Raw genomic sequence first — 20,156 nt, forward strand, 5'->3', positions numbered from 1 at the left:
TCGATTTTATCCTGAATACCCATTTCTTCGATAGCTCGTTCTAAGCGCTTATAAGCAATGGCACACCATGGGCATACCACATCGGATACAACATCTATTTTTATCTTATCGTTCATTGCTATTTTGGTATTTGTACTCAAAGTGCAGCAACGTTTAATTACAGTTGCTTTATAGTTAAACCCCGCAGCTTAGCTCTTGTTCGAATAAGATGCACGGCAATTGCATTTAACGTTCAACCACGTTGTGGTTGTTGGAAATTAGCATCTATCATTACCCTGCACTTAATAGTACAGGGCTATTCGTATTCAATCCTGTCAGGATTGTAATTAAAAACCACGAATGTGGTTTAATATGAATAACCTCAGATAGAATCTGTGGTTTACTGCCTGCTTTTTTGAGAATCCTAAATGGATTCAACTTTTAAATGCAATTGCCGTGGTATAACAAACTCTCAATATATAATATTAAATACAATTGTATACTTTCGCAACAATGATGGGTGATGTTGATGCAGTATTATTTCTATCTTGTTTTGAGCAAGTGCTTCATAGCAAAGAAATTTATATGCTTCAAGTAAGGTGATAAATGCAGTACATACGATTCTGTGGCTTTCATTTGCATGGGATGATACAGGTATTGGTGCATGAATAACTTGCCTACTAAATCATAAAATTAAGTAACATATATCAATAGCGTCCTAAACGTTATTATTCAATGCTCTGAACGGCTTGTTGAGACCTGGCCTCAGCCAATGAACCAAAAAACAAGTTTGATTTGGCGTTTAAAAATTGATTTCTGCTTGAGTCTTTTGGAGGTACGTAAAAAGGCGAGTTTAATCAATTTCAGTCAATCAAAGGTAGTTTTTTGAGTGAAGTGGGTGGAGCCTTGATCTTTTTTCCTTAGTTTTTGTGATCAAGAATATCGGAACAATTAAGAATTGAGTATTCTTAATTGTTTCAGCATAAAGTTGGGTTTGGGCGGATAGCCCAAGCAATTAAATTAATTAGGACAACATTGAACATATATCATGGCCGAACTATTTAAAGATTTATATTCCAAAAAGTTCTTCGCAATACTTAGTGAGGCTCTGAATGAGGTCGTTAGTGACTTTAATCAAGAGCAATTCATCGACGACATATATGATTCGAAATGGAAGAGCAAAGAATTTAAACAGCGCATGTACCATGTATCTTTTGTGCTCAACAACTATTTATCAGATAACTTTCCAAAAGCAGTAGAGCAGCTCCATGAGCTTATTGCTGAATTAAAAGCCATGAATATTAATCAGGAGGTGAAATATGCTGAGTTGGCACTCATTTTTATCCCCGATTATATTGAGCATAATGGTCTTGATGATTTCGACACATCGGTGGCTGCCTTTGAAAAGATAACACCAACCACCACCTGCGAGTTTGCCGTTCGTCCGTTTATTATTAAGTACGAAAATAAAATGTTAGACCGGATGTTAGCATGGACCCAACATGACAATGAGCATGTGAGGCGCTTGGCATCAGAGGGCAGTCGCTCGCGCTTACCGTGGGGCATGGCCATTCAAATGCTAAAGCAAAAACCCAAACCTGTGTTGCCCATTTTAGAAGTTCTCAAAAACGACCCCTCGGAATATGTTCGTAAAAGTGTAGCCAACAATATTAACGATATCTCGAAAGACAATCCGCAGCTTGTAATTGACATTGCCAAACAATGGAAAGGCCAATCGAAAGAAACCGACTGGGTAGTGAAACATGCCTGCCGCACCCTATTGAAAGCAGGCAACACCGAAATTCTTAAGCTCTTTGGCTTTGCATCTCCTGATGATATAGAGATTAGTAAACTGGAACTTGAAAAAGAAACGATAAGCCTTGGTGAAGACTTATTATTCAAATTCGTATTAAACAATGTTTCGGAGCAAGAACTATTGTTAAGGCTTGAGTATGCCATCTACTATCAGAAGAAAAATGGCAGCCTATCGAAAAAAGTGTATAAGATAAGTGAGAAAAAATATGTGCCTAATTCTTTGAGCAACATTAGCCGCAAACAATCCTTTAAACAAATTTCTTCCCGTACATTTCACGCAGGAGAACATGTATTAAGCCTAATAGTTAACGGTATAGAAATGGAAGAGCGCACTTTTGAATTAAAATTATAAATCAGGGCATTGAATGATTGAATCCAATTAAGCTTTAACATTTCAATTTATCAATGCACAGGTTAACTTGGCTGATTTCAGTTCATCTGTGCTCACTCAAGTTAAAAACACATTGTAGTTTTCTCTTATTGTAAATTCACAACAATCATGAACGGATGATCCGTTTACATCCACATTAGATTTAAGTTTTATAAACCACACATTAGGCTGCCAAGGCCTTTTTCGATTTACGGTAGGTAAATGAACCAAAGATATTTCGTTTTGCAAAACGTATCTGGTTGTCTGCATTTATCAACTTGCTGTAAACACTTCTAGGCACGCCAAAACACTCAAAAGTGGTACCATCTAAAAATGATAGTTCAAGAAATAAGCCTTTGTGCTTAATGTCAACAATGCTCCCTTTCGTAATTATCTCTTCGTACTCTTCTTTATTACGTTCGTGCGTTTCGGGTGCTATACTAACTAAAAAGTGGTAAGCGTCAATAATTTCACGACTTTTCTCTTCTGCCTCAAGGGCCTTTTCGTCGCAGGACTGAAACTTATCGGGGTGCCATTCTTTCACTAAGTTTCTATAGGTTCTCTTTAACTGCTTTAATTCAATAGCTCCTTCAATACTGAATAATTTCTTATACTGCTTCACTCTCTTCATACCTCACATCCCTAATTACACCAAGCGCTAGCTTTTGTGTTATATAATTGTCTTAAAAAAATAGTGCGCAAAGATAGATTTAAAATCAACACTGTCCTATTTATATATTTCGCTGAGGAATTAATCCAAACACCTATTAAAAAACATAGCTTTTGTTGTTGATGCCTATCGCCTAGCTTTCGGATGAAAATAACATCGTAATAATTATAAATGGATAAATCGTGACAAATAGCGATTACATTTTACCGTCACAATTCATCCATTTACCAGCTTAGCAACTAGCGCTTACTGCGCTTGCCTTTTGCTTTTCCCATTGAGTTATTAACAGGCTTTGTTGTATTTACTTTATTGGTTTTAACAGACGTAGCAGGCTTTGTCGTTTTTACATTGCTTTTTGTTGAGCTCGCCTTCTGTTTTGACTTTGAGGTATTGGTATTTACTTTCTTACCATTCTGCTCAACGCCAGCAGGTTTATTAGCATTGTTTGCTTTATAGCTTCCTGCACTTTTATTTTTATTGACGGTTGTTGACGTTTTGCGCGTTCTGTTATAATTATTATAAGTTTTGTTATTATTAATTATAACCGTGTTACCGCCTCGGTGGCCTCCATGGTAATGGTTATGATGATGACGGTTACGACCGAAATAGATGTTAATTGAAACAACAGGATAAGGGTGGTAATATGGTGGATAATAACCATAATAATAAGGTGAGTAATACGGCGAATACATAGGCGAATAAACGTAATGTACAATGGGTTGCGATTCCACTACCACAACCGTAGCAGGCTCACTCTTAACCACAATCGTGTCAGGGCCGGAGTAAGCCGGATTAGCCGTTACAGCAGGTTTCTCTAACTTAGGTTCAATCACATAGTCCTTTCCGTACAGAGCTTCATCACCCACCATCTGAATACTTACCTTCTCTTCTGCATCTTTAGTAACAACAATCACTGCAACATCTTGTGTTTCCTCCTCAAGCACATCTACTTGCAGAACAAATGCAAAGTCACCACCATCTTGTTGTGTTACCACTTTAATAAAATCAACATCGCCATCTAGATTTAAATCCAGGTTATTAATGCCTGTTTTTTCATCGTTTAAGGATGCTTCAAACTCTTCTATTGTTTTTGATTCTTGAAATAAGTTGAGTGTAGCGAATAAATCTAAGTTATCACCAGGTAGATTCAAAAGATCATCGTTTGATTCGCTAGCAGCTTGCACGTTAATGCCCATAACAGCCATAAAAAACGTGACTAATAGTAGTTTAGTGTTCATGTTTAGGTTTTGATATTTATAAATAATTAAAAATTGCTTGCTTGGTTTACTGTTCGAATAAGTTCATGAAATCAAAACAGCTAGTACTCACGGGCGAAAGTAGTTTTTTAATATTAATTAGTACTTACAATTCATTGTTAACTACACAATTAATATTTTTTTGAATAAAACCTATCGTAAGTAACAATACTGAAATGAGATAATAGTGCACTTATAAGCGCATTGTATATAATAAAACATGCAGATAAATATGTAATAAGCCTAATAATTAACAGCATTGCAATGGAAGAACGAACAGATTAACTTAGCATTATTTACAATGCTACAGCGAATATTCAATTTAAACACATTGCAGTTTGCTAATTAGATGGATCCTGATTGGATAAATACATGAATAGCCTTGTACGAAGTGCAAGGTATTTATGGTGATGCTTGTTTTACAAGAACAAAGTGCTTGAACATTAAATACCTCTGTTTTGAATAATTAATGGTTTTAACGCATCTTCAATAAGAGCATGAATCGCACTTGGATAAGTCTCGTGCAACTCAAGGACATCACATTCGTTAAACTTTAAAAATGGCACAAGTTCTTTAAACAGAGCCTGAGCAAAAGCATCAATTTTAAGTAAAGAACTTTCAATGGCCAGATTATGTATGTGTAAGACCTTTGTTTTTCTATCGGCCTTACAATCCATGCGTGCTACCAGCTTACCATCCCACAAAACGGGTAATACAAAATAACCAAACTTACGCTTGGCTGCAGGCACATAACACTCCAATAAATAGTCAAAATCGAAAAGTTCTTTTGTCCTCTTTCGTTGAATTAGTAGGTTATCGAAAGGCGAAAGAATTTTTAGTTTGCTCTTGGCCAAAGGTTTTTCAAGTAGACCTAAAGCATCGGACAAAGCGCAATATTTGGCTGCTCCCACTTTAACTGTTATCAGCTCTTCATTCTCCAACATATCAGTAAGATTGGAGCTAATTAGGCTTTTGGTATTTTTTAGCAAATAAGCTATTTCCGCTGCCTGACCAATGCCATTGGCTTTTAAATAACGTTTGATAAGAAAACGGGCTTGTTCATCGGCCGTGGGCACTGAAGTATCCAATCCCGATGGCAATACCCTGCTAGGCAAATCATATACTTTATGAAAATTATTCCGACTTCGAATCATCAGAAAACCTTGCATAAACAGGTTCTCCAAAGCTTGCTTGGCCGGTTTGGTTTGCCACTCTCCAAACTTATCGCCAGCATGATCAAAATCTTTTGCCATTAACGGACCCTCTGCCTCAATTCTTCGTAGGACATCATCCATCAGATGTTCATTAGGTGTATACCAATGCTTTTCTTTTCCGCTTGCAATGGCCTGCTTACGTGGCAAACTATAACGGTAATCCTTCATGGGCAGATACGCTGCTGCATGCGACCAATATTCAAACACTTGCTGCTTTTGCATCAAATCAGATAAATGAGAGGCAGCGTATAGCGGGTTGCGATTCCAAAGGGTATGATGATGTGCACGTTGAATACTTGAAATGGTATCGATTTGCACATAGCCAAGTTGGTGAATCGCAGATAAAGTGGAATCGAGCGCATTCAACTTTTGCTTCACAGGCGGCAAACCTTGTGCTAATAACACCAGTTTGCGGGCTTGTGATTTAGATAATTCAAGCGTAGACATAAATACTAAGTAAGTAAAAAGTTTTATTTCTGGCTCATGCTTGCCACTTCAGCATTGATGAATTTAAACCTTGATCGATGTTTTAAGGATGTCATACAAATATAAGGAAAGACAAATTCACATTAGCTGCTTCATATCTATTTTAGCGGATCAATGATACCTGATGTTTATAAAACAGCAGTACTCAGCGGACAGTTTCCACCTGTCAGCGCACCTATTACTTGAGTTAGCGGACTCTTTCCCATGCTCAGCGGAGTGTTTCCCGCATGGTAAATTATGCGCTGACGAGTACATAACACCCGCTTTAGATGAGAATCTTCCGCTGACTGACCGATATTACCCGCTGACAAGAGGAAATCCTCCGCTTAATGAGGGAAAACATCCGCTATCCTAAGAAGATAGTCCGCTAAGCAATTATTCTTGTATCTGAGTATTGATCGTACACCGCTATTTCGTAGTTGGCAACAAAAAAAAGCCGGATCATCTATTAAAATAGATCTCCGGCTTTATATTTTGTGCTCACTAAAGTGAATCTGTTTGGTTTATATCAAATACTGAAATAAATCTGGTTTTTCATTCAGGTATTCCGCTACAAAACCGTGGCGTTCCATACGCTCCTGAAGACCATTAAAATCTTCTGGCTTTTGCACTTCAATACCAATCACCACAGGCCCCATGGCGCGGGCTGTTTTCTTTTTGTACTCAAAATGTGTAATGTCATCTGTTGGCCCTAATACCTCGCCAACAAATGTTTTTAAGGCCCCTGCACGCTGTGGAAAGCGAACAATGAAATAATGCTTCAGGCCTTCGTATAATAAGGAGCGCTCTTTAATCTCCTCGGTACGGGTTATGTCGTTGTTACTACCACTGAGCACGCACACCACGTTTTTACCAATAATCTGGTCGGCATAATAATCCAATGCAGCAATACTCAAAGCTCCGGCAGGCTCAACCACAATGGCTTCGTAGTTGTACAGCTCCAATATTTTGGTACAAATCTTACCCTCGGGCACCAATATAATGTCATCTAACACGCGCTGACAAATTGGTAAATTGATACTACCAACTCGTTGTACGGCGGCACCATCAACAAATTTATCAATCTCAGGTAGTTCTACTACTTCGCCTTTTTCCATGGCTTGCTGCATGGCAGGTGCACCAGCGGGTTCAACACCTATTATTTTTGTTTCGGGTGTTATTTGCTTAATGTAAGCTCCTAAACCCGATGCTAAGCCACCACCTCCAATAGGTATAAAAATATAATCGATGGGTTTATCGGCCTGTTCGTATATCTCCAAACCAACCGTTGCCTGCCCCTCGATAATTTGTGGATCATCAAAAGGATGAATAAAGGTACGACCGGTACGTGCACATTCATCCATGGCTGCATTGTAAGCATCATCGTAGGTATCACCCTTTAATACCACTTCAACAAAACCCTGACCAAACATTTTTACCTGGCTCACCTTTTGTTTTGGTGTGGTGGTTGGCATATAAATGTATCCGTTAATGTGTAGCTCTTTACACGAAAATGCTACACCTTGAGCATGATTACCAGCGCTGGAACACACAATACCACCTGACACTTGTTGCTTTGTAAGGCTTTTAATTTTGTTATAAGCTCCTCTTATTTTGTACGAACGTACGGCTTGCAAATCTTCGCGCTTTAATGATACATTGGCGCAAAATTGTTTCGACAGGTTGCGATTACGCATTAATGGGGTTGTTTCAACCACCTCACTAATCGTTTCTTTAGCTTGTTTAACAGCTTCCAAACTGGGGTAGTAATCCGAAAAGGCTGCTATTTTGTTCTTTTTTGTCATTGCTTTGTTGTTGATGGGGTAATCATATAAAGCATTAATGTGCTTTGCCTGGTATTATAAAACTAAAAACCTGTCAGAAAATCAAATCTGACAGGTTTAAAGTATTAATTATTTTTAATGTAATTAGCGAGCCATGTACCTACTTCCGATGTTTTACTCACATTCGTGTCTTTAGCTATATCTTCAGTGACGACACCTGCATCGAGCGATTGGTTGACAGCTTCGCGCACTGCTTTAGCCTCGTCCAGTAGGTCGAGTGATTCCAACAACATAGCTGCCGAAAGTACCGTAGCAATCGGGTTAGCAATGTCTTTACCTGCTGCTTGCGGATAAGAACCGTGAATTGGCTCAAATACCGAAGTATGTACACCAACAGAAGCTGATGGCAACAGACCTAAGGAACCTGTGATGACCGATGCCTCATCGCTGATGATATCGCCAAACATATTTTCGGTTACCATCACATCAAACTTTTTAGGCCACTGTATCAACTGCATGGCTGCGTTATCTACAAACATGTAGTCCACCTCAATATCTTTATAATCAGCTTCCATGCCTTGAGCTGTCTCTCGCCACAAACGCGATGTTGCCAACACGTTGGCTTTATCAATAACCGTTAAACGTTTATCGCGCTTACCTGCATATGAGAAAGCTAACTTTAGAATGCGCTCAATCTCTTCGCTTGTATAGGTACAGGTGTCAAAGGCTTTCTTCAAATCTTCTGAACGGCCCTTTTCACCAAAATAAATACCACCTGTTAACTCACGCACTACTACAAAATCAGCACCCTCTACAATGTCCAGGCGCAATGGGCTTTTGTCTAATAAAGACGGGAAAGTTGTAACAGGACGAATATTAGCATACAATCCTAGCTTTTTGCGCATGGCCAATAAGCCTTGCTCTGGACGTACTTTTGCTTTTGGATCGTTATCGTATTTAGGATCACCAATGGCACCAAATAATACAGCATCTGAGTTCATACAAACCTCATGCGTTTCATCCGGATAAGGGTTACCCACCTGGTCGATAGCTGTTGCTCCCACCAAAGCATTGGTATAAGCTACTTCGTGATTAAATTTTTGTGCCACCGCATCAATTACTTTTTGCGCTTGTGTCACTATCTCCGGTCCGATGCCATCCCCTGGCAATACTGCAATGTTTAATTTCATCTTCTAGATAATAGATTATTAGATAATAGACGATTAGACTTTAATTAATAGATGAATCATTTTTCTTAACATCTATAAGTCTCCTATCTATTGGTCTAGTTAATTATTTTAATATTTCCGTTCTCAATCAAGTTAAGCATTTTTACCGTTGCTTTAATGGCGGCCTCGGTTTGATCGGCATCCAAGCCACGTGTTTTAAAGAGTTTACCTTTAAACTCCCACGATATAACGGTTTCTACCAAAGCATCGGTTTTACCACCTGGCGGAATCGTTACAATATAATCTTCTAACAAGGGGTGCTCCTTACCCAACTCGTCATATATTTTCCACAGGGCATGCATAAAGGCATCGTATTGTCCGTCGCCATTCGCTGTTTCCTGATAAATTTGTCCATCAATCTCAATGCTCACATTGGCCAAAGGCATCAGGCCTTTTGTTAGTTGCAAGCTGTAATTCTTAATTTTTATATGCTCTTTAATAGATGAACTCTTCAATACATCTGATATGATATAAGGTAAATCTTCAGTGGTAACGGTTTCTTTTTTATCACCTAATTCAATCACCCGCTCGGTTACTTTTTTCATCTCATCAGAGCTTAAATCAATACCCAGCTCCTCAAGGTTCTTTAGTATATTTGCTTTGCCCGATGTTTTACCCAAGGCGTACTTTCGCACTCTTCCAAAGCGCTCGGGCATCAAACGGTTAAAGTACAAATTATCCTTGTTGTCGCCATCGGCATGGATACCTGCACATTGTGTAAACACAAACTCGCCCGTTAAAGGCTTATTGCTTGGTATACGAATGCCCGAAAAACTCTCCACCAACTGGCTCAATTTCGTAATTTTCGATTCGTCGATATTACTGCTCACACCCAACTGATCGTTAAATAAACCAACCACACTTGCCAATGGTGCATTACCTGCACGCTCACCTAGCCCATTAATGGTGGTGTGAATGCCTTGCACTCCCGATTTAATGGCAGCAAAAGCGTTAGCTACGGCTAAGTCGTAGTCGTTATGAGCATGAAAATCGATGTGTAAATCCGGATAACGAGTGATGATGGCTGAACAGAATTCTGCCACTTGATCAGGGTTTAATATCCCCAATGTATCGGGCAACATAAAGCGTTTGATACTTGTATCTTGTAAGGCATCTAATATAAAATACACATAGTCTGGCGAATCAATCATACCATTGGACCAATCTTCCAGGTAGATATTAACCAACATATCCATCTCATCGGCTGCCTCAATTACTTTTTTAATATCGGCAACATGCTCTTCAGGGGTTTTTCCTAACTGGCTTGTAACATGTTTCAAGGAGCCTTTGGTTAACAGGTTTATTACACGACCGCCGGCACTCTTAATCCATTCCAATGAGGTGGTTCCGTCTACAAAGCCTAATACTTCAACCTTATCCAGAAGGCCTTTTTTATCGGCCCACTCGGTAATCTTTTGTACAGCACGGTATTCGCCATCGCTGACTCGTGCCGAAGCAACTTCTATTCTATCCACCTTTAACTCTTCGAGCAGCATGGTCGCCATGGCCAACTTCTCGGATTCGTTAAACGACACCCCGGTAGTTTGCTCGCCATCGCGTAAGGTGGTATCCATTAGCTCTATTGTCATTCGTGCGTGGTTTTAATGGTGATTTGTGGTTTCTGTTTTGGAGATTGTTATTTAAAGTCCCTACCTCATCGGACCGTAGCTCAAGCTATTTCAGCTTGTCATCATGACGACTCCGCCCAAAAAAGGTGCGATTGGGCGGTAGTCGAGATGACTTTCTATCTATTATTAAACTCTGCAAAATTAAGCAGTTCGCTACTGGCACATAACTCTTAAAAGTAAAATATACCACCCCGCCTTTCGGCACCCCTCCTATAACTCAGGAGGGGAAGTGTTGCGTCTCTCCTCCTTTAAAGGAGGAGTACCACGAAATGGGGAGGTGGTAAACTATTAAAATTAATACCTGAAGTAGAAAGCTAACCAATTTAAGGTTCTCTTTCCACCACTTAGCGCCTCTGTGTTTAGTTAAAATTTAACCGCTTGCTTTTCGTAAGCTTCAATCTCATTGCTGATGCTGAACAGGTAATCAATATCGTCGTAGCCATTCATCATGCAGTTTTTCTTGTAGCTATTGATTTCAAAGCTTTCTGAATCTCCTGTTGCGACATTCGTGATTGTCTGGTTTTCCAAGTCAATTTTTACTTCGGTTTTGTTATCTGCATCAACGGCAGTAAACAAGCCTGCTAAAAATCCTTCTGACACCTGAACTGGTAAAACACCGTTGTTTAATGAGTTACCACGAAATATATCGGCAAAGAAACTCGATACCACAGCCTTAAAACCGTAGCCATCGATAGCCCAGGCAGCATGCTCGCGACTTGAACCACTTCCGAAGTTCTTGCCAGCCACCAATACAGTACCTGAGTAAGCCGGGTTATTCAATACAAAATCCGCTTTAGGCGAACCGTCTTTTTCATATCTCCAATCGTAGAACAGGTTATCTCCAAATCCCTCTTTGGTTGTAGCCTTTAGGAAGCGAGCTGGAATGATCTGATCAGTATCCACATTTTCGATTGGCATTGGCACAAACGAAGTCTGAACTGTTACAAATTTATCTTTTGGCATAATTCTTCCTCCTGATTAAAAGTTAAAGATGGTACGTGGATCGGTAACAACACCTGTTACAGCTGCCGCAGCCGCTGTTAACGGACTGGCTAGTAAAGTACGAGAGCCTGGCCCTTGTCGACCTTCAAAATTTCGGTTCGAAGTAGCCACCGCATACTTACCTGCTGGTATTTTATCATCGTTCATGGCTAAACAAGCCGAACAACCGGGCTGGCGTAGTTCAAAACCTGCCGCTTCTAACTGTTCTTTCAAACCTTCAGCAATGGCTTGCTTCTCTACTTGTTTGCTTCCAGGTACTATCCAGGCAGTCACGCTTTCTGCTTTCTGCTTACCTTTTACAGCTTCACAAAACGAACGTAGGTCTTCAATACGCCCATTAGTACAACTACCAACAAACACATAATCAACTTGCTTACCTTCCAATTGGTCGCCAGCCTCAAAACCCATGTATTCCATTGATTTCTGGAATGAGTTCTTCGAGCTATCCTCAATGGAGTCAAGCGTAGGGATGCTTTCACATACCTTAGCTCCCATACCCGGATTGGTTCCGTAGGTAATCATTGGCTCTATGTCAGCTGCATCGTAAGTTAATTCCTTATGAAAAACCGCATCTGCATCGGTCACAAGAGACTTCCAATAAGCTACAGCCTTGTCCCATTGCTCACCTTGAGGAGCTTGCTCACGACCTTTGATGTATTCAAAAGTGGTTTCATCAGGAGCAATCATACCTCCTCTGGCACCCATCTCAATACTCATGTTACAAATGGTCATACGAGCTTCCATCGATAAACTACGGATGGCCGAACCGGCAAACTCAACAAAGTAGCCAGTACCACCGCCAGTTGTTAACTTGGAGATGATGTATAAAATAATGTCTTTAGACGTTACTCCCTTATGCAAATCACCTTCTATGTTAATGCGCATGCTTTTAGGCTTGGGCTGCATTATACATTGTGTGGCCAAAGCCATTTCCACTTCACTGGTACCAATACCAAAAGCAATACTACCGAATGCGCCATGCGTTGATGTGTGACTATCGCCACAAACAATGGTCATTCCCGGTTGTGTTATACCCAACTCAGGACCTACAACGTGTACAATACCATTATACGGATGATTGAGTCCATACATAGTAATGCCATTCTCTTCGCAGTTCTTTTTTAATGTTTCCACCTGCACACGCGATAACTCATCTTGTATCGTCAGGTGCTGATTAACGGTAGGAATATTGTGGTCGGGTGTAGCAATAACCTGCGACGGACGTGCTACTTTTCCTCCACGAGCTTTAATACCCCCAAATGCTTGCGGACTCGTTACTTCGTGAATAAAGTGACGGTCGATGTAAAGGACGTTTGGCCCGTCGTCAATGCTCTTGACAACGTGGCTGTCCCATATTTTATCAAATAATGTTTTTCCCATTGTTTTATAAGTATCAAGTATCAAGATTAAAGTATCAAGATGATTTCCGTCTCCGGTCTTGTGCTTATGTCTTTATACTTATGTCTAAATTATCCTATTTTCGAAATTGCGTCTAAGAATGCTTCCACCGATGCTGTGATAATATCTACATTAGCAGAGAAACCATAATAAGTATGTCCCTTGTGTTCCACTTGAACATGTACTTTACCAAGGTCATCGCTACCGCGTGTTATGGCTTGAATCAAGAATTCCTCCAAATGAACTTTACGCTTCACCAAGCTTTTAACAGCTGAGAAAGCAGCATCAATTGGCCCATTACCCGAGGCTGTTTCGGTAAATACATCACCATTAAAATTAACAGCAACAGTGGCGGTTGGTATAGTTGAGCTACCAGAGATTACTTGAAGTGATTCTAACTTAACAGAACGATCTTTCTTCTCTATCTCAGTTCCTGCTAATGCTTCCAAGTCCTCATCAGCCACATCTTTTTTCTTATCGGCCAAATCAAGGAAACGGTTATAGACATCATCCAACTCAGGTCCTTCAAACTCATATCCTAATACATGCAAACGGTGCTTTAAGGCAGCGCGTCCACTACGTGCAGTCAACACAATGCTTGATTCTTTCACCCCTACTTCAGCAGGGTCAATAATTTCGTAGTTCTCACGGTTTTTCAATACCCCATCCTGGTGAATACCTGATGAATGTGCAAAAGCATTACGCCCAACAATGGCTTTATTAGCCTGCACTGGCATGCGCATCAATGTAGAAACCAACTTACTGGTTTTCATTATCTGCTTTGAGTCAATGCCTGTTTGGTAATCCAAGTCGTGGTGCGCCTTCATAGCCATTACAACCTCTTCCAAGGATGTATTACCAGCACGTTCGCCCAATCCGTTAATCGTCACCTCAACCTGGCGAGCACCGTTAATCACTCCCGATAGGGTGTTGGCAGTGGCCATACCCAAGTCGTTGTGGCAGTGCGTTGATAAGATGGCTTTATCGACGTTTGGAACGTTATTAACCAAGTAGGCTATTTTAGCACCGTACTCGGCTGGCAAGCAATAACCTGTTGTATCAGGAATATTAATAACAGTAGCTCCTGCTTTAATAACAGCTTCAACCACACGGGCCAAGTATTCGTTATCTGAGCGACCAGCATCTTCGGCATAGAATTCCACATCCTCGACAAAACGCTTGGCGTATTTAACTGCTTCAACAGCACGTTCTACTATTTCGTCTTCGTTGGAATTTAATTTGTATTTAATGTGATAAGGTGATGTGCCAATACCAGTATGGATACGCCCACGCTTAGCAAACTTCAAAGCATCAGCGGCTACTTCAATATCTTTTTTTACTGCGCGAGTTAAGGCGCAAATGGTTGGATTCTGAACGGCCTTTGAAATCTCGACCACCGAATTAAAATCTCCGGGGCTCGAAATGGGGAATCCAGCTTCGATCACATCAACACCGAGCTTCTCGAGTTGACGGGCTACTTCTATCTTTTCAATAGTGTTTAACTGGCATCCCGGCACTTGCTCGCCGTCTCTTAATGTTGTATCGAATATATGAACTTTATTATCCATGATTTTTGTTTTATGGGTTTTCCGAATTCCTATCCCCTTCGGTTTCTGTTTTTTAGATTCAAGGTGAAAGAAACAAGTATCAGGACCCTAACTGTGTCCTGATACTTATCTCTTGTGGCTTTACTTATCTTGGTTTTCTGGTCTCAATTTACGGACAGCAGCACCTGCTTGCCACATTTCAGAGTCGTTCAACTCTTTCAATTCAGCATCTAGCTTCACTCGGTAATCAGCTTGACTATTAGAGTCAATTGAACGCTGTGCTTCGTTACCCGCAGCAACTTCTGCATATAATTTTTCAAACACTGGCTTGGTAGCATCGCGGAAAGGCTTCCACCAGTCTAAGGCACCACGCTGAGCAGTAGTCGATGTATTCGCGTACATCCAGTCCATACCGTTTTCAGCAACCAAAGGCATCAAGCTTTGTGTTAATTCCTCAACCGTTTCGTTGAATGCTTCAGATGGCGAGTGACCATTAGCACGTAAAACTTCGTATTGAGCTGCGAAAATACCCTGGATACATCCCATTAAAGTACCACGCTCACCAGTTAAATCGGAGTATACCTCGCGTTTGAAATCAGTTTCGAATAAGTAACCCGAACCAACGCCAATACCCAAGGCGATAACACGATCGTAAGCTTTACCTGTTGCATCCTGGAAAATAGCGAATGAAGAGTTCAAACCACGTCCTTCTAGGAACATACGACGTAATGAAGTTCCTGAACCTTTAGGTGCAACCAAAATCACATCAACATCTGCAGGAGGTACAATACCCGAACGCTCTTTGTAAGTGATACCAAATCCATGCGAGAAATAAAGGGCTTTGCCAGGTGTTAAGTGCTTCTTAACGGTATCCCACATTTGAATTTGACCAGCATCCGAAAGTAAGTATTGAATAATTGTTGCTTTAGCTAAAGCTTCTTCTATTTCAAAAAGAGTTTCTCCTGGAACCCAACCATCAGCAATGGCTTTGTCCCATGTTTTTGATTCTTTGCGCTGGCCAACAATTACATTAAAACCGTTGTCTTTTAGGTTGAGTGACTGACCTGGACCTTGCACACCATAACCAATAACAGCAATGGTTTCGTCTTTTAATACCTCTAGTGCTTTTTCCAATGGGAACTCTTCCCTCATTACTACGTTTTCTTCTGTTCCTCCGAAATTAATTTTTGCCATGATTCTATTTGATTAATGTTTATATTCTTAACTATTTATTTGAATGCTTCCTTTTCTCTTTTGGGAAACACGTTTATGCTTAGTCTAATAAGGACTTTTCTTTTTCGAGCTTCTTCAGGTAATTCGAGAGCAACTCATCCTTTAGCTTGGTTACTGCAATTCTACCTGACCGAACAAACTGCTGTACTCCAAAATGATCGAGTTTTTCAAAAAGCTCCTGTGTTTCGCGCTTATGACCAGTCTTTTCAATCACTGTATATTCCTTGGTTACTTCCAAAATACGTGCTCCGTACTGACGCACTAAACGCTCAATTTCGTTGCTATTTAATAAAGACTCTGTTTTTACCTTGTACAAAGCCACTTCCTGATGCACTATTTCCTCAGCAGTAAACACGTATGCTTTTATTACATCAATGCGCTTTTCTATTTGCAACATTAATTTGGTTACCTGCTCGCGCGATGTAAATACCACAATGGTAAATTTATGAATGCCTGGTATGGCCGATTCGGAAGTGGTTAAACTCTCGATGTTAATATGGCGACGTGTAAAAACGGTTGTCACCTGATTTAAAAGGCCGACGTGGTTTTCTGAATATATTGATAATGTGAATTCTTGTTTCATTGTTTCTTTTTTAGATTTAGAGACAAATAGAATCTAGATGAATAGACGATTCTTTCTCTTACTTTTCTTAAAGTCTAATGGTCTAACAATCTATCTTCTAATTACTCAAGGCGTACTTCAGAAACGGAAGCTCCCGTTGGTACCATTGGAAAAACATTTCCTTCTTTCTCAACCACTACTTCTAATAAGAAAGCACCTTTGTGCTGAGCCATACGTTCTACCGCAGCATCCAAATCATCACGCTCGGTTACTTTTTCAGTTGCAATACCGTATCCTTTAGCAATGGTTTGAAAATCGGGATTCATCAACTCAGTAGAGGCATAGCGCTTATCAAAGAATAACTCTTGCCACTGACGCACCATTCCTAAAAAGTTATTATTTAGTAAGATGATTTTCACATCAGCCTGCGTTTGAAAGATTGTTCCCAACTCCTGAATTGTCATCTGGAAACCACCATCTCCAACGAACAAGCAAACAGGACGCTCTGGTTGACCTAACTTAGCTCCTAAGGCTGCTGGCAATCCAAAGCCCATGGTACCCAATCCTCCTGATGTTACAACACTGCGCGTTTGTTTAAACTTAAAGTAACGTGATGCAAACATCTGGTGCTGGCCAACATCAGTTACCATAATAGCATCATCATCGTATTGCTCTGTTACTCTACGTACCACTTCACCCATCGTCAACCCTTCTTTTGATGGATACAACTCTTCTTGGATGATTTTTTGATCCTCGATTTTATCGCAAGCCTTAAACTCGCCTAACCAAGCCTCGTGTTTATTTTCTGATGCCATTTTGGTCAACATCGGTAATGAATCTTTCACATCACCAAGTACCGGTACATCGGCATAGATTATTTTATTTATTTCAGCTGGATCAATTTCTAAATGCACCACTTTAGCATTGGTCGCATATTTTTGAACATTACCCGTTACACGATCGTCAAAACGCATTCCAATGGCAATGATCACATCCGCTTCATTGGTTTTTACATTTGGTCCATAATGACCGTGCATACCCAACATACCCACATTCTGATCAAAGTCACTTGGCATGGCCGACAAACCTAACAAAGTCCATGCAGCGGGGATCCCTGTCTTCTTTAAGAAGTCCATCAACTCATTTTCGGCACCTCCCAACACAACACCTTGTCCTACCAAAGCAAGAGGCTTCTTGGCTAAATTGATTAAACGAACTGCTTCAGCCACCTGTTCTGATTTCACAAGTGTTTTAGGCTGATAACTTCTAACCCTATTTACTTTGTTATACTCAAAATCAAACTGAGCAAACTGAGCATCTTTAGTGATGTCAATTAACACTGGCCCAGGACGTCCTGTTGAGGCAATATAAAAAGCTTTGGCAATGGCTTCAGGAATTTCTTCTGCTCGCTTTACCTGATAGTTCCATTTGGTAATTGGCTGAGTGATACCAACCACATCGGTCTCCTGAAAAGCATCGGTTCCCAGAAGAGCCGAACCAACCTGACCACTAATCACAACCATTGGTGTTGAATCAACCATGGCATCGGCAATACCTGTAACAGCATTGGTTGCACCTGGTCCACTTGTAACAAAGCAAACGCCAACTTTGCCAGTGACTCGTGCATATCCTTGCGCCGCATGAACAGCACCCTGCTCATGACGAGTTAAAATATGATTCAACTGATCCTTGTAGTGGTAAAGTGCATCATACACAGGCATAATAGCCCCACCCGGATATCCAAAAAGCAAGTCCACACCTTCGTGCAAAAGGGACTGCATCACGGCTTCGGAGCCACTCATTCGTTTCTTTTTCATTTCCTTGGCTTCCATGGTTGTTGTTTGCGTTTGTGTTTCCATATTTATTTAGATTTTTAGACAAGAAGAATTTTAGATGCTTAGATAAATTACAATGTGGGTAATCTAACTGTCTAATCGTCTTATGTCTAGTGGTCTAATTTCTTAATCAATCATTCGTACTGCACCTTGATCAGCAGCACTTACCAGACTGGCATAGGCTTTCAAGGCTTTTGATACATATCGTTCTCTTTTTCCTGGCTTAAAAGCATCGGCTCCTTTAGCTTCTTCGGCAGCGCGTCTTTTAGCCAATTCATCGGCACTTATTTGTAATTCTATTTTTCTGTTGGGGATATCAATTAATATCGGATCACCATTCTGTACCAAAGCAATATTTCCACCTCCGGCAGCCTCAGGCGATGCATGTCCAATTGATAAACCAGATGTACCACCAGAAAAACGACCATCCGTTAACAAAGCACACTCTTTACCCAAATGCTTCGACTTTAGGTAGGATGTTGGATACAGCATTTCTTGCATGCCCGGTCCTCCCTTTGGTCCTTCGTAGCGGATGATAACCACATCTCCTGCCTTTACCTCATCAGATAAAATACCGTCGCAGGCATCATCTTGCGATTCGTAAACACGAGCTGTTCCGTTAAACGTAAAGATATCTTCATCAACGCCGGCAGTTTTTACAACACAACCGTTTTCTGCCAGGTTACCAAACAAAATAGCTAAACCTCCATCTTGGAAGTATGCACCTTCTACGCTCCTAATACAGCCCTTTTCTCTGTCTAAATCCAACTGACCATACTTTGTTTTTTGCGAACCCATGGTTAAGTTGAACATTCCTGCAGGTGCACTGGTATAAACTTCTTTGGCTTCTTCAGAAATCGATTTGCTCATGACATCATAAGCGTCGATGGCCTCTTTCAAACTAGGAAAATCAACACGACTCACATCTGTATGTAATAAACCACCTCGGTTTAATTCTGCTAAAATCCCCATGATACCACCAGCACGATTCACATCCTCGATATGGTAGTTTGAATTTGGAGCTACTTTACACAGCACAGGAGTTAAGCGTGATAAACGGTCAATGTCAGCCATTGTAAAATCAACACCTGCTTCATGAGCGATTGCCAGAATGTGCAAGACCGTGTTGGTTGACCCTCCCATGGCAATATCCAAAGTCATGGCATTCTCAAATGACTTATAGCTGGCAATGGAACGAGGCAAAACAGATTCATCTCCTTCGCCATAATATTTATTGGTAATATCTACGATTAAGTCTGCTGCTTTTTCAAATAAAGCCTTGCGATTAACGTGCGTGGCAACAATGGTTCCGTTACCTGGTAAAGCCAATCCAATGGCTTCATTCAAGCAGTTCATTGAGTTCGCAGTGAACATACCCGAGCAAGATCCACAAGTTGGACAGGCATTGCGCTCAACCTCATCCACCTCTTCATCAGAAACAGAATCGTCGGCCGCCATTACCATGGCATCTACTAAGTCAAGAGCTTTACCGCCAGCTTTACCAGCTTCCATCGGACCACCCGAAACAAACACGGCTGGAATATTTAAACGCATGGCAGCCATTAACATACCAGGTGTAATCTTATCGCAATTACTGATACAAACCATGGCATCCACTTTATGCGCATTGGCCATGTACTCAACACTGTCGGCAATTATATCACGCGATGGTAATGAATACAACATGCCGTCGTGCCCCATAGCGATCCCATCGTCGATGGCAATCGTATTGAACTCAGCAGCGAAGCATCCGTTGGCTTCAATACGTTGCTTAACCATTTGGCCAATGTCGTGCAAATGCACATGACCAGGCACAAACTGTGTGAATGAATTCACCACCGCAATTACTGGCTTACCAAAGTGTTGTTCTTTCATGCCATTGGCACGCCACAAACTCCTGGCTCCCGCCATTCTCCTGCCTTGTGTTGATGTTGCGCTTCTAAGTGTTATCTTCATTTTCGTTGAGTTAGTATCAAAAAAAAGAGCTTTTCTCGTTTGTGAGAAAAGCTCTTCTGTATTTTATATCTGTCGATTTATCTACATAGCATTCTCACTCCTCTAGGTTCTAATAATAATGACCACGAGAATAATAATAATGTTGAGAATGAGTGATAAATTAAATTTCATCTTGAAATTATATTTTAATTTTTTGATGCTTTAGTTTTTTAC

At 40.6% G+C, this 20,156-nt stretch carries 14 protein-coding genes; 1 reads left to right on the forward strand and 13 read right to left on the reverse strand.

Features of this window, described 5'->3' with window-relative positions:
* Positions 1 to 1,027: 1,027 nt before the first annotated feature.
* A complete protein-coding gene (locus FNN09_RS08270) occupies positions 1,028 to 2,146 on the forward strand; it encodes a DNA alkylation repair protein (RefSeq protein ID WP_143301390.1) in 1,119 nt (372 codons plus the stop codon).
* 202 nt (positions 2,147 to 2,348) lie between these two features.
* On the opposite strand, the gene FNN09_RS08275 is transcribed toward FNN09_RS08270, so the two are convergent.
* From FNN09_RS08275 to ilvD, 13 genes are all read right to left on the reverse strand, one after another.
* Complete coding sequence (locus FNN09_RS08275) at positions 2,349 to 2,795, reverse strand: KTSC domain-containing protein (RefSeq protein ID WP_143301392.1); 447 nt, start codon at positions 2,793 to 2,795, stop codon at positions 2,349 to 2,351.
* Positions 2,796 to 3,073: 278 nt separating this feature from the next.
* On the reverse strand, positions 3,074 to 4,072 hold the full coding sequence (locus FNN09_RS08280) for a hypothetical protein (protein ID WP_143301394.1): 999 nt from the start codon (positions 4,070 to 4,072) through the stop codon (positions 3,074 to 3,076).
* A 461-nt stretch (positions 4,073 to 4,533) separates the two neighbouring features.
* The gene (locus FNN09_RS08285) at positions 4,534 to 5,751 is read right to left on the reverse strand and encodes a winged helix-turn-helix domain-containing protein (RefSeq protein ID WP_143301396.1); all 1,218 of its coding nucleotides are present in this window, start codon (positions 5,749 to 5,751) and stop codon (positions 4,534 to 4,536) included.
* A gap of 542 nt (positions 5,752 to 6,293) precedes the next feature.
* Positions 6,294 to 7,574 (reverse strand): threonine ammonia-lyase, encoded by a 1,281-nt coding sequence (gene ilvA / locus FNN09_RS08290; protein WP_143301398.1) that lies wholly within the window; start codon positions 7,572 to 7,574, stop codon positions 6,294 to 6,296.
* Between the two features lie 104 nt (positions 7,575 to 7,678).
* Entirely contained in the window at positions 7,679 to 8,743 is a 1,065-nt protein-coding gene (gene leuB / locus FNN09_RS08295; RefSeq protein ID WP_143301400.1) for a 3-isopropylmalate dehydrogenase, read from the reverse strand.
* A gap of 95 nt (positions 8,744 to 8,838) precedes the next feature.
* Entirely contained in the window at positions 8,839 to 10,371 is a 1,533-nt protein-coding gene (locus tag FNN09_RS08300) for an alpha-isopropylmalate synthase regulatory domain-containing protein (RefSeq protein WP_221932458.1), read from the reverse strand.
* Between the two features lie 402 nt (positions 10,372 to 10,773).
* Positions 10,774 to 11,373, reverse strand: coding sequence for a 3-isopropylmalate dehydratase small subunit (gene leuD, locus FNN09_RS08305; protein WP_143301402.1), 600 nt, complete (start codon positions 11,371 to 11,373; stop codon positions 10,774 to 10,776).
* A gap of 15 nt (positions 11,374 to 11,388) precedes the next feature.
* Positions 11,389 to 12,792, reverse strand: a complete 1,404-nt coding sequence (gene leuC, locus FNN09_RS08310; protein ID WP_143301404.1) for a 3-isopropylmalate dehydratase large subunit — start codon at positions 12,790 to 12,792, stop codon at positions 11,389 to 11,391.
* Between the two features lie 89 nt (positions 12,793 to 12,881).
* The gene (locus FNN09_RS08315) at positions 12,882 to 14,378 is read right to left on the reverse strand and encodes a 2-isopropylmalate synthase (protein WP_143301406.1); all 1,497 of its coding nucleotides are present in this window, start codon (positions 14,376 to 14,378) and stop codon (positions 12,882 to 12,884) included.
* Between the two features lie 120 nt (positions 14,379 to 14,498).
* Entirely contained in the window at positions 14,499 to 15,551 is a 1,053-nt protein-coding gene (gene ilvC / locus FNN09_RS08320; protein WP_143301408.1) for a ketol-acid reductoisomerase, read from the reverse strand.
* Between the two features lie 79 nt (positions 15,552 to 15,630).
* Positions 15,631 to 16,173, reverse strand: coding sequence for an acetolactate synthase small subunit (ilvN, locus tag FNN09_RS08325; protein ID WP_143301410.1), 543 nt, complete (start codon positions 16,171 to 16,173; stop codon positions 15,631 to 15,633).
* Between the two features lie 101 nt (positions 16,174 to 16,274).
* A complete protein-coding gene (gene ilvB / locus FNN09_RS08330; protein WP_185968937.1) occupies positions 16,275 to 18,011 on the reverse strand; it encodes a biosynthetic-type acetolactate synthase large subunit in 1,737 nt (578 codons plus the stop codon).
* A 102-nt stretch (positions 18,012 to 18,113) separates the two neighbouring features.
* Positions 18,114 to 19,943, reverse strand: a complete 1,830-nt coding sequence (ilvD, locus tag FNN09_RS08335) for a dihydroxy-acid dehydratase (protein ID WP_143301412.1) — start codon at positions 19,941 to 19,943, stop codon at positions 18,114 to 18,116.
* Between the last annotated feature and the right edge of the window lie 213 nt (positions 19,944 to 20,156).

Origin of the sequence: Carboxylicivirga sp. M1479, assembly GCF_007097485.1 — a bacterium.
Taxonomy (GTDB): Bacteria; Bacteroidota; Bacteroidia; order Bacteroidales; family Marinilabiliaceae; genus Carboxylicivirga.